The following is an 11,977-nucleotide window of genomic DNA, read 5'->3' as shown; positions in this document are numbered from 1 at the left end:
CTCATTGGCGTTCAATGGTCACGTTGACCCGGCGGCGGCCCCACTGCAGGGCATTCCGGTGGGAGTGATAGAAGATGTCGATCCGCGTCGGTCCTTTGATGGCACTGCCCCGGTCCTCGACCGTGCCCCAGCCGTAATCGGGGACATACATCCTGGTACCGAAGGGGTAATAGGCGGTATCGGCGGCAATGGTGCCGTCACTGGGCAGAAATTTCCAGGGCAGCAGCACTCTGACAGGGATCATCCAGGGGCGTTGCAGACTGTCCAGTGAGAAGAATCCTTGCTGGGGTTCCCGCGGATAGGTACCGCTGGCCGTGCGACCGGAGTAAGACGCGCCTTGTTGGGGCCCGCTGCTGACGTATTTGTTCCAGAAATCGAGCTTGAGATAGGCCCAGCTGCCGCGCTCCCAGCCGCAGCAACTCGAGCAGCCGCAATAGGCGGTCACTTCCATCAGCGTCGTAGTCGGTTGTTTGGCGCAGCCGGCACTCAGCAACAGAAGGAGCGACAACAGCAGGGACAGGCCGCGACACGTTCGATAGGCGGTGCCGGGAGTTACGTGCGGGAAAACCATTTTTTCAGATCCGTTTCACGGAAGATTTTTACCACCGGCCGGCCATGCGGGCAGTGGGAGAACAAGTCGGCTTCGGCCATTTTCTTGAGCAGGGCGGTGATCTCTCGATCGTCAAGGTGATCGCCGGCCTTGACCGCGGCTTTGCAGGCCATGGTCGCCAGGATGGTATCGATCGTGGATCCGTCGCCGCCCTGATCGTCGCCGCCGAGCGAGTCGAGGACGTCGAGTAACAGGTGCTGCGGGTGAGAACTGCCGGCCAGGGCCGGAACGGCGCCGATCACCCAGGTGGTACCGCCGAAGTCGCGCAGCGTAAAGCCCATCTGACTCAGAATATCAAGCGAGGCCTCCACCAGCTGCGCCTGCCGGGCGCTGAGCTCGACGGTGACCGGGAAGAGCAATTGCTGCGAGGCTACCCGTCCCACGACATATTGACGGCGTAGCTCCTCGAAGAGCAGGCGCTCGTGGGCAGCATGCTGATCGATCACCACCAGCCGGTCCCGGTTCCGGCAGAAGATATAGAGATCCCGGTAGCTGCCGATGACCAGCAGTTCATCGACCCGAATTGTGCCCTCGGTGTCGGCGGCCGGCAGGCCGGCGGTTTGTCGCTCTTCGTAGGCGCGGGGCGGTTCCGCCTCGCCGGTGGTCGGCTGGAAGCTGGAGGCAACCGCTGATACCGCCTGCCAGGAGGGTGGTGCCGGACGTGACGGGGGCTCGGCCGACGCCACGTCCGGCAGTTTGCCGGCCGGTGGTGCAGCGGCCGCTGTGATCGATTCGTCGGCCTGCTGCACCGGTGTCGCGGGGGCTTGGAACAGCTCGCGGCGTAGTTGCTGTTGACGGTCGAACATGCCGTCACGTACCGCCTGGCTGACCAGGTGATGGACGGTTCGACTGTCGCGGAAGCGGACTTCTTGCTTGGCCGGGTGGACATTGACGTCGACTTCGGCGGGCGGCAGGGTAACGTCGATAACCCCGGCCGGAAAACGGCCTTTGAGCAGGAAGGAGCGGAGACCCTCAGCAACTGCGTGAGTCAAAAGTCGATCCCTGATGATTCTGCCGTTTACCAGCAACCGCAGGCGTCCTGAGCTCGGTGCCGCCGCTTCCGGCGGGACGAGCAGTCCGTGGACGGAGATACCGTCCGGTCCGGGCGGGCCGCTGTCGATGGTGATCAATTCGTCGTGAAAGTTGAGCAGTTGAGCCAACCGTCGCTCCATGGTTGTTTCACGCTCAAGCCGCAGGGTCTGCCTGCCGTCGATGTGCAGGGAGAAGCAAACGTCCGGCCGGGCCAGCGCGCAATTTCTGACGGCCTCGTCGATATGAGCGATCTCGGTACGGGCGGTACGAAGAAATTTCCGGCGGGCCGGGGTGTTGCCGAACAGGTTGGCGATTTCGATGCTGGTCCCGACCCTGGCCCCGCACTCGCGGACGGTCTTGACCGTGCCGAAATGGGAAACCACCATGGTACCCAGCTCGCTGGTACGCGTTCGTGAGATAATCGTCAGTTTTGCAACTGCACCAATGGAGGGGATGGCTTCACCACGGAAACCCAAGGTGGCGATTTCGCTGAGCTGGTCGGACTCGAAGAGCTTGGAGGTGCCGTGCCGTTCCAGGCAGAGGAGCACGTCGTCTTCATCCATGCCCTCCCCGTTGTCTACCACCCGGATCAGCCGGGTCCCGCCGCCCTCGATTTCTATCTCGATACGGTCTGCCCCGGCGTCGAGACTGTTTTCCAACAGCTCCTTGACTACTGAGGCGGGTCGTTCGACCACCTCGCCGGCGGCGATCTGGTTGGCCAGGTGTTCGGGAAGGATACGGATTTTGGACATGCGTCAGGCTTGATAGCGGTTGCTCGTTTTTTGCTTCGAGGCTACAGTAGACAAGTTTTTACTATAGGTGGTAACAGCGCAATATTCAATATCAGGCGGCGGACGATGACGAGTTCTGGCACAAAAAAGACGGCGACCAGGCGCACAAAGGTGCTGGGCGAGAAGCACATCATCGCTTTTTTCTTTTCGGTGGCACTGCTGCTCAGCGTCTTTCTCGCCGGCCTGCTCGGGTTTTTCCAGCAGCTGAATCTACCCGGCATAAGGAATGTCAGCAATTATCAGCCACTCCAGGCGACGCTGATTCTCGACCGCCATGGGGCCGTCGTCGATCGGATTTTCACTGAAAACCGGGTTGTTATCGGTCTTGACGAGATGCCGGCGCTGCTGCCCAAGGCCTTTGTCGCCGCCGAGGACGGCCGGTTTTACGAGCATCCGGGGTTGGATTTCTATTCGGTGCTGCGGGCGTTGGTCAACAATGTCCGGGCCGGGAGGAAAAGCCAGGGCGGATCGACGATTACCCAACAGGTTGCTAAAGGACTGCTGCTCTCTTCGGAGAAGACCTACCTGCGCAAATTCAAGGAAGCCATGCTCGCCTGGCGTATCGACACGCTCTTGAGCAAGGACGAGATTCTCTATATCTATCTCAATCATATCTATCTCGGGGCCGGTGCTTACGGGGTCGAGGCCGCCGCCCAGACCTATTTCGGCAAGCCGGCGATGCGGCTCGAGCTGGCCGAGATGGCACTGCTTGCCGGGCTGCCCCAGGCGCCGAGTCGCTATTCTCCGAAACAGCACTGGCAACGCGCCCATGCCCGCCAGCGCTATGTGCTCAACCGCATGGTTGCCGACGGGTATATCAGTCCCGAACAGGCCCAGGCAGCCCACCAGCGGCGACCGACGATCAGTGCCGGATCGCCCGGGTCGACCAACGGCTACTATCTTGCCGAAGTGCGCCGGCGCGCGCAGAAGATGATCTCTCGGCCGCTCGAGACTGCTGCCGTCAGGATCCACACCAACCTTGATCAGCGTTTGCAGCGGGCCGGCCAACGGGTCATCAGGGATGGGGTCAACGCGATTGCCTCTCGCCAATCACCGGACGTCCAGCAAACGGGGCACCCGGAAGGAGCGCTGGTTGGCCTTGAGCTCTGTTCCGGTAAAGTACGGGCCCTGGTCGGCGGCAGCGATTTCTCCAAGACCCCGTTCAATCGCACTGTCCAGGCGCAGCGGCCGGCCGGATCGGTATTCAAACCACTACTCTACGGGGCCGCCTTCGAACGCCGGTTGACGCCGCAGACCCGGCTGGTGGATGAGCCGATCGCCATTACCGGGGCCGACGGCAGACCCTGGCGACCCCGGAATTTTTCCGGACGCTTCCACGGCTCGGTGACGCTCGGCACGGCCCTTATCCATTCCTACAATATCCCGGCGATCAAGACCATGCAGCAGATCGGCATCAGGCCGGTTCACGAACTGGCCAAAAAGGCCGGGATTTCCAGCGACCTGCCGCCCGACTTGTCGCTTGCCCTCGGTGCCGTCGATGTGTCGCCGCTGGAAATGACCGGGGCCTACCTGCCGTTTGTCTGTGATGGGGTTGGTGTTCAGCCGATGTTGATCGAGCGGATAACTGAACATGACGGGCGGCAGTTGTACCAGGCGCGACCGGAGCGGCGACAGGTCTTGTCAAAAGCCAGCGCCGATCAGGTCAGACAATTGCTCATTCGGGTGATTGGTGAAGGAACCGGTCGCCAGGCGGCCGGTTTGGTCGGGACATCGGGCGGCAAGACCGGCACCTCGGACGACAACCGGGACGCCTGGTTTATCGGCTTTCATGACCGGTGGCTGGCCGGTGTCTGGATCGGTCACGACCGTAACCGGAGTCTGGGCAACGGTGAGAACGGAGGACGGACGGCGGCGCCGATCTGGCGCCGGTTCATGAGCACCGTCGCAGTCGGTGAGTAGAAGAGACTTGTGTATGAAGATCGGTTTTCCGGACTGGGCGATTCAGCCGAAAATTCCCTTCAAGGTGAAGAAGAAGAGCATCGCCATGATGGCTCCGGCCGGCAGGGTGACGAGCCAGCTGACGATAATGTTCAGGACGACCCGCAAATCGAGAGCGCCGATGCCGCGGGCCAGGCCGACACCGAGGACGGCGCCGACCAGAATATGGGTGGTCGATACCGGCATGCCGGTCCGGCTGGCGATGACGACTGTCGTTGCGGCGGCCAGTTCGGCACAGAAGCCGCGTGACGGGGTGAGTTCGGTTATCTTGCGGCCGACGGTCAACATGACGCGGTAGCCCAGGGTCACCAGGCCGAGCACGATACCACCGCCGCCGATCAGCAGGACCCAGACCGGCAACGGTGAATTTTGCATGACCTCGCCGCCGGAACTGACGATGCTGATTACCGCTGCCAGCGGACCGATGCCATTGGCCACGTCGTTCGAGCCATGGGCGAAGGCCATGGCGCAGGCGGTAAAAATCATCATCGGCGCAAAAACCTTCTCCACGCTGGCAAAATGAAAATCTCGGTCGGCAACACGGTCTTCCTTGATCCGGCGAATGAAATACCAGCCGATGATGGACGTCAACGACCCAAAGCAGATAGCGACGCCGAAGCTCTGCGGTACCGACAGATCGATATTGAGATGGCTGAGACCTTTGAAAAGGGTGACCAGGGAAATGATGAAGCCAACCAGAAAGACATAGCCGGGAGCGAATCGTTTGGCGTTACGCAATGGGTTGTCGGTGTCGAAAATCAGTTTTCTGGTGCTCATTACCAGCAGAAAACTGATGGTCCCGCCGACAGCAGGGCTGACCAGCCAGCTGGCGACGACACTGCCGACCTTGCCCCACTTCACCGACTCCGGACCGATACCGACGATGGCAAAGCCGATCAGGGCACCGACGATCGAGTGGGTGGTCGATACCGGCCAGCCCTTCCATGAGGCGACCATCAGCCAGAAGGCGGCGGCCAGTAGCGAGGCGAGCATTCCGTAGACAAGAATCTCCGGGGAACCGGTGATTGCCGAAGGGTCGATAATCCCTTTCCTGATCGTACCGGTTACATGCCCGCCGGCCAGTACCGCACCGGCGAATTCGAAGACAATGGCGATGCAGATCGCCTGCTTGATCGTGACCGCTCCGGCACCGACCGAGGTACCCATGGCGTTGGCCAGGTCGTTGGCACCGATTCCCCAGGTCATGTAGAGGCCGAAAATTACGGCCAGGGCCACGAGAACGGTGCCGTACGATGCGATGATGTCCATGTTGATAGCTGATTATTTTGAGAGGAAGAGCAGAAGCCGATCGGCTATGTTTTCGGCCTGGTCGGAGATGCCACCAAGCAGATCGATCAACTGATACCAGAACATGACCGAAATCGGGTCGAGCCGGCGCTCATGTTCGAACAGCGTGCGTTTGACCCGATGGATGATGGCGTCGATATTGTGTTCGCTGCGCCGAACACCGGCGATCATTAGTGAGACCTTCTCCTGCTCGCGGCCGCGAAAGCCGACCTGCAGCAGCTCATCGAGTTGTTCGATCAGATCCTTGGCCGCTACGCTGATCTCCATGGTCCCTTCCAACAGTTCGTCGAGTATAACCTTGAGGGCGTCGGGCACCTCCATGTCTCGATAGAGCAGCACCTTGGCGATTTCTTCGGCTAGGTCGGCGAGATGGTCCTGATCGCTCATCAGGCTGAGCAGGTCTTTGCGATCGACCGGCAGCAGCAGCGTATTCGGCATGTTTAGGCGAAAGGCCTGTTTGATTTCGTCGGCTTCCGATTCAAGTGCGATGATTTCTTCGGCAAATTCCTTGAGCTGTTCATAATCCTTGCGATACAAGGCGTCGAGCAGTGGCGGCAACAGGCAGATACAGTTGAATGCCAGGCGCATATGCTGTTGCACCGGTTTGAACGGTGATTTCCTGAACAGGCCGGACAGCGGAGTGGTAGATTTGATATCCATGGCTGATTGTATCACAGTCTGCCAGGAGCAAGTCTCAACACCGGGCGGACTGCGAGTATCGATTGAGATGATTTTTCCAACGTCGGAAAAGTTAGGGACTGATTAGCAGATGATCAGGATTCTCTTCAAGACAATTATACATCCATCCCTGCTTCATTGCTTGCTAATCTTTATTACCCCCATGACGGAATGTCACAATAAAACATGAAAATCAATGGTGCCACTGGCAGGGCAGCCAACCAGTTCGATAGAACGATTTCATATACTCCCATGACGGGACGTCAGAAAGAACAATGAAGATCGGCGTCATGGTCGGAAGGTCTGGCCGGTCCTGTCTCCAGCTGCTGCGCTGCGGCCTGATCATCCGCCCACCCATCACGGCCTGTGTTTGAGTTTGTTGATCAATTTAGTCAGCGGTTCCGCGGAATAGGTGAGTGGCACCATCTTGCCGTTGATCCTCGTGAAACAGGCCGGGCCGTTCTGGTGTGAACTGCAGATGATGTGATGATTCTTGATGCCGCCGACATTCTGCCAGACTGAGCCGAACGGGTCGAGCGGGGTGTGGCCGACGATGATCGGTGTGGACTTCGAGGCTTGAAAGGCCTGACGCAGAGTCTTGATATCGGCTTTGCCGTAACCACTCAGATAGTGTGGCCGTTTGAGACGATTCTTGGTCAACTCCTCACCGGTCTGACGGTTCAATCTGATCTGGATGATCTGTTCCCGGGTGGTTCCGGCCCGCGGTGGTCCGGCGTGGGTGGCGATAAACGAGGGGCTGACGATCATGTAGGGCAGGCGGTGATAAAACGTCTGCATCGCTTCGACGTAGGCGTGGCCGCGTTGCCGCTCGAGTTCCATTTTCAACAAGAGTCCCTGGGCGACACCGTTTTTGGAGAGTTCCGGATTGAAATCGTCGTGGTTGCCTCGCAGGTAAAAAACATTGGCGGGAAACCGTCGTTTCAGGGAAAAGATCAGATCCATGATCAGGATCGAACTGTCCATCCTCTCCATCTCCTCGATGTTTTCCGAGTGGACCGCGTCACCGAGGATGCAGAGAATCGCGTTGTTTCTTTTCAAGGCCTGGAAGAGACAATTCTCGGTGAGAATTTTGAGCAGGTTGTCGGTCTGAGCATGCAGGTCGCCGATGATGACCGGTGTCGGTTCGTCCGGTAACTCCACCAGGCCGCCGGGCAGGTCATAACCGTCGAGTGGTCGATAGGATTCGGTGGCCAGGATCTCATTGACTTCGAGAATCAGGGACAGCGCACTGGTTCGGTCCAGATCGGCGATTTTTCCGCCCAGCAGTGAGCGCACCTGGCGCATCGCCATGACCCGGCTGGCATCCATCTGTTCCCTGCTGTCCAGATCCTCGATCCGGACGACGCTGATCCGCTGCTGATCACTGAGCGGCTTGACCAGCAGATCGCCCTTGAGGTTGGAAACGGATAGTTGGCGTTTGGCCACCTCTCTGGTGAAAGAGAATAGATCGTCATAATCTTTGTTTGAACGCCCGATGATAACGGTATCTCCGGGACAGATACGGGCAAAGCCGCGAATGTTGACCTCGCTGCAACTGCCCGGTTTCTTGACGATCCAGTTGCGGTTGAAGCGCAGGTAGTCCTTGCTGGTGCCCATCGGTATTTCCGGAGACAATCGGAGGTGGAAGGCGCCGATGAGGATGTCCAGGCTCTTGCCGTCGTGAGGAATCCGGCTCGGCCCGGTCAACTCCTGTATTTTGTCGGTTACCGAAAACCAGGGAATCGGACTCTGGCCGAGCAGCAGCTGTTTCCAGCCGGTCAACGTCTTCAGGTTCGGCCGCGGCTTGGCGTCTGCCACGGCCCAAGGCGGCAGGGACACATCGCCTTTTTCGCTGATCAACATCGGCGGCTCGCTGATATCGTGCCTGATGCATACATGGACCCCGGCTCGATGGAGATAAAGGGCGATATCGCAATAGGTCTGGATTTGTCGGGTCACCTCGGCCAGGGTCAAGTTTGCATCTACCGGGAAGTAGCCTTCTTTTTGCCGGCTGCGTCGTCGCTCGTAGACCACTTCCGGTTCGGGGATGATGAATTCGAAAATATAGCGGTCTCGCCAATTAGTCCGCAGCAGACTGTGGGACTGTGGCGGAATTCTGATGCGCTGATAGTCGATTTGTAGCGATCCCGGTGGAGATTCGCGCCACTCCTGGTCAAAAACGGTGAGCACCTCTTTCCGGCCGCGATAGGGGATGCCGAGGTTGATTTCACGCGGACGATAAATCAAGGTTTGGTCGCGCCACCATCCTTTCCTGCTCAGGTCGATGTATCCTTCGTTGGGCCACCCTCGGATCTGGTTGATATAATAGGTTTTTCCTGCCCCCGGCGGGCCGGTGATCACCAATTGTCTGAATTCCAGGCCGATCGGTAGCTGCACACCGCGAATGGTCTGGACCTCTTTGATCGGCTTGAGTTTTTTGGCGAGTGGGTTCTTCATTGGAGCCGGAGTATTGATGCTGCTGACGATACGATCTTTGGTTGATCTACTATAGCATGCCTGCTGAATCATTACCGGCCATTTTCCTGCCGTGAGCGGTCGCGGTGAGCCCAGCGGCAACGGTGTTGTCGGCCGAGAGGATGGAAAAAGACGCACATCCGTGGTCGAAGAACTTGTCAACATTGTCTGATCGGGTATTATCTGCCTTATATTTCCTACAGATAACAGGCAGCGTCGCAGGCACTGCCGTGGTCCAACGCTCCGGAGCGCCGTCATGGAAATAATCATCGGGTCCACCCCGTCGCTGAGCCAGAATTTTCCTGCCAAGACCGAACCGCCCCCACCGAGCGGTTTTATTGAGGCCAAACTGCTCCACATCCGTCCACCCCGCAAAGGTGTTGCCGGTCCGTCTGGGATGGAACGGCGCGGCAAGAAGACCAAGGACCCCCTCAAGGGCAGGGTGCTGACCATCATGGTCCCCGACGGCGATCTGCTGCCGCGTGATATCGACAGCGGCGCGTACAAAGTCTACCTGCGGTTTCAGAAATAGGTTGTCGTCTCGGAATCAATCGGATCTGGGGTGTTATCGGAGTGTGTTGTGATTGTGAGCGGCCGGGATGGGGTTAAACTCGTGCCGACCGTGGTGAAGGCAAGGGGCAGGCAAAAACCCGTCCCTTTTTGCGTTTTCAAAATGGAAATCAGTCCCCCGGCCAGCCCTTCCGACCACGCTGAAGGTAGGCGGAGGACAGAAGTTAGCGCGGGACAGGTTAAAACCTGTCCCGCCGGTGGCTTAGAATGGGTTGATTTGCCAGATGCCGCATGGGCAGGTATCGGCACAGAAGCCGCAGCCGATACATTTGTTTTCATCCGAGATGTACTCGAAACTCCGTTGCCCGCCGGCCTCGATGTCCCGGCGACTGATGGCCCCGGTCGGGCAGATCGTCTCGCACAGGTGACAGTCCCGGCAAGTAGCGCAGGAGAGACACCGGTCGGCCTGTTCCGCTTCGGTGCTGCCGCGCTCGCTCGGATTGTAATGGGTGATGGTCAGGGCGCGCTGCGGAATCAGCTGTTTGCTGAACGGGACGTATGGCGCCCCTTTGATTTCAGCGATAATGGTTTCGGCCGCAACCTTGCCGGCGCCGAGGGCGTCGGTTGCCAGACCGGGTTTTTCCACATCGCCGACCGCCAATACCTTGGCATCGGACGTCCGATGTGACGGGTCGGTCTTGATCCAACTCGCACCGCCGACCTGCAGAGTCTGCACACTCTCGGGCAAAAATGGCAGGGACGGAACGTCGCCAATGGAAATAAAGACCGTCTGGGCAGGGATCAATTCCCCGCTGTCGGTGACCAGGCCGTCGGTAGTGACCTCTTTGGTGACGACCGGCCAGCGGAATTGGGCGCCGAGGGCTTCCGCCGCCTCCTTTTCCTTGCCGAAGGCGAGCGGTTTCTGGATGTCGACCAGGGTCACCTGCTGCGCCCCGAGACGGTAGGCCTCGCAGGCTACATCGCAGCCGACGTTGCCGGCACCGATGACCACCACCTGCGGACCGATATTCATGGTCTCTTTTCCTTTTGCCTCCTTGAGGAAATCAAGTGCCGGAACGACCCGTTCGTGGCCGGGGAAGGTTAGCCGGCGGGGCTGATGCGTGCCGACGGCAATGATCACGTAGTCGAATTCCCGGAGGAGCCGCTCGAAGGTGTCCGGGTCCATGCCGCTATTTTCATGGACGGTGATATTGGACATCGAGCGGAATCGTTTGATCTCCTCGTCCCAGATGGCCTGCGGCAACCGCTCCCAGGGAATGACCTGGGCCAGTTTGCCGCCGAGCCGGCTGTCCTTTTCAAAGATGTGCGCCTCGATACCGGCGATGGCCAGCTGCCAGGCGGCGTTGAGTCCGGCCGGACCGCCGCCGATGACAGCGACCCTTTTGCCGATCGGTGGAGCCTCCGCGGGTGCCTTGAAATGAGCGACGGCGCGGCCGAGAATCTGCATTTCGATGGAGCCGTCGATGCCGGTCCGGGTACAGTTTTCCATGCACAGGTTGGGGCAGATGGCCCCGCACACCGAGGCCGGCAGGGGCGTATAGCCGAGTACCAATTCGTAGGCCTCGTCGATCCGCCCTTCCCTGATCAAGCGTAGCCGCTCAACGGTGGGGATGTGGATCGGGCAATAATAGGTGCAGGGTGCTGCCGCTTCATTGTTGGCCCACCAGGGTGCCCGACGGCGCAACTCGCCGGTGACGATGGTGCCGATTGGCGAACGATCCTGGTCAGGGGCCAGATCGCGCAGCGGGTCGCCGCCACCGAAGGCCTTGCTCCAGAACTGTCGGCGGAACTCGGCCATGGGCATCGGGCCGGACCACATCAGTGCTCGTTCCTGCGGCGTGACGGCGATCAGCATCTGCCACTCGTCGCGCACGCTGAGCAGCTCGAACAATTCCGGATGACCGATCCGCTCCAAGTAGAGCGGCAGATTGTCGATCAGCCACTGCCATTGCTCGTCGTCGGGCGGTGCCAGGCGGGCGTTGGTTTGGGCATAGGAATCGTCGTGCCGGCCGCGGAAATAAATGAGGCCGCCGACCATGCCGACGCAGGGTCGATAGCCGAGCACGTTGTCGGGGTTTTTGGCTTCGTGGCCGCAGACCACGGCGATGCCGCCGCAATTGAATTCGGCAAACGAGTCGCCGGTCGAACCGAGAATCCACAGTTCCGGACGACTATGCTCCGGATTCCATTTGGTCATGGTCAGGCCGCGGGCGCCGATGGAGCCGCCGACGGAGAGCCTGCCTGCCGCCATGGCGTTGCCGACGCCGTTGGTCGCGTCGCCGAGGACGGTGATGTCCGCGCCGATATTGAGATAACCCAGGTCATCGGAGACCGATCCCCGGCAGGAAATGGTTGTTCCCGGCTGTCCCATCGCCCCGAGCCGCTGGCCGCACGGGCCTTCGATCTGCAGGTGCAGACCACCCGGTCGTTGCAGCCGGATGCCGATATTGTGCTGTCCGAAGGTCTCCAGCACCAACTGGGGCGACTGGACGGCGGCTTCGCGGACCAGCCGTTCGAAATCCATGGAAGAGATGCGCAGGCCGTTTTCGTCCCGCCCGTGTAAGACCGTGGTAGTCACTAAAGAACTCCTTGC

Annotated in this window: 8 protein-coding genes; 2 read left to right on the top strand and 6 right to left on the bottom strand. The window is 59.6% G+C overall.

The genetic code is table 11. The annotated features are described in order from the left end of the window. Position 1: 1 nt before the first annotated feature. The gene (locus tag BUC26_RS02770) at positions 2 to 571 is read right to left on the bottom strand and encodes a 3D domain-containing protein (protein ID WP_244155767.1); all 570 of its coding nucleotides are present in this window, start codon (positions 569 to 571) and stop codon (positions 2 to 4) included. After that, positions 553 to 2,394: a DNA mismatch repair endonuclease MutL gene (mutL, locus tag BUC26_RS02765; protein WP_073373304.1), complete on the bottom strand. Its 1,842-nt coding sequence runs from the start codon at positions 2,392 to 2,394 to the stop codon at positions 553 to 555. The genes BUC26_RS02770 and mutL overlap by 19 nt, the downstream gene beginning before the upstream one ends. Before the next feature lie 105 nt (positions 2,395 to 2,499). Between mutL and BUC26_RS02760 the strand changes: the two genes are divergently transcribed. Next, entirely contained in the window at positions 2,500 to 4,353 is a 1,854-nt protein-coding gene (locus BUC26_RS02760; RefSeq protein WP_073373303.1) for a transglycosylase domain-containing protein, read from the top strand. 42 nt (positions 4,354 to 4,395) lie between these two features. Here BUC26_RS02760 and BUC26_RS02755 read toward each other — a convergent pair whose 3' ends face one another. The 3 genes from BUC26_RS02755 to BUC26_RS02745 form a co-directional block, all read right to left on the bottom strand. Then, positions 4,396 to 5,661: an inorganic phosphate transporter gene (locus tag BUC26_RS02755; RefSeq protein ID WP_073373302.1), complete on the bottom strand. Its 1,266-nt coding sequence runs from the start codon at positions 5,659 to 5,661 to the stop codon at positions 4,396 to 4,398. A gap of 12 nt (positions 5,662 to 5,673) precedes the next feature. Next, positions 5,674 to 6,360, bottom strand: coding sequence for a TIGR00153 family protein (locus tag BUC26_RS02750; RefSeq protein ID WP_073373301.1), 687 nt, complete (start codon positions 6,358 to 6,360; stop codon positions 5,674 to 5,676). Positions 6,361 to 6,735: 375 nt separating this feature from the next. Continuing rightward, positions 6,736 to 8,907 carry a metallophosphoesterase gene (locus BUC26_RS02745; RefSeq protein WP_244155766.1) on the bottom strand — a complete coding sequence of 724 codons (2,172 nt, stop codon included), beginning with the start codon at positions 8,905 to 8,907 and terminating at the stop codon, positions 6,736 to 6,738. Between the two features lie 202 nt (positions 8,908 to 9,109). Here BUC26_RS02745 and BUC26_RS02740 point away from each other — a divergent pair, with 202 nt between their 5' ends. Next, positions 9,110 to 9,385: a hypothetical protein gene (locus tag BUC26_RS02740; protein ID WP_073373300.1), complete on the top strand. Its 276-nt coding sequence runs from the start codon at positions 9,110 to 9,112 to the stop codon at positions 9,383 to 9,385. 240 nt (positions 9,386 to 9,625) lie between these two features. On the opposite strand, the gene BUC26_RS02735 is transcribed toward BUC26_RS02740, so the two are convergent. After that, positions 9,626 to 11,962, bottom strand: coding sequence for an FAD-dependent oxidoreductase (locus BUC26_RS02735; protein WP_208609699.1), 2,337 nt, complete (start codon positions 11,960 to 11,962; stop codon positions 9,626 to 9,628). Positions 11,963 to 11,977: the final 15 nt, after the last annotated feature.

The sequence above is a fragment of the Desulfofustis glycolicus DSM 9705 genome, assembly GCF_900130015.1.
Classification (GTDB): domain Bacteria; phylum Desulfobacterota; class Desulfobulbia; order Desulfobulbales; family Desulfocapsaceae; genus Desulfofustis; species Desulfofustis glycolicus.
The sequence above is the reverse complement of the archived record's forward strand: the minus strand, read 5'-3'. Positions and strand labels throughout refer to the sequence as shown.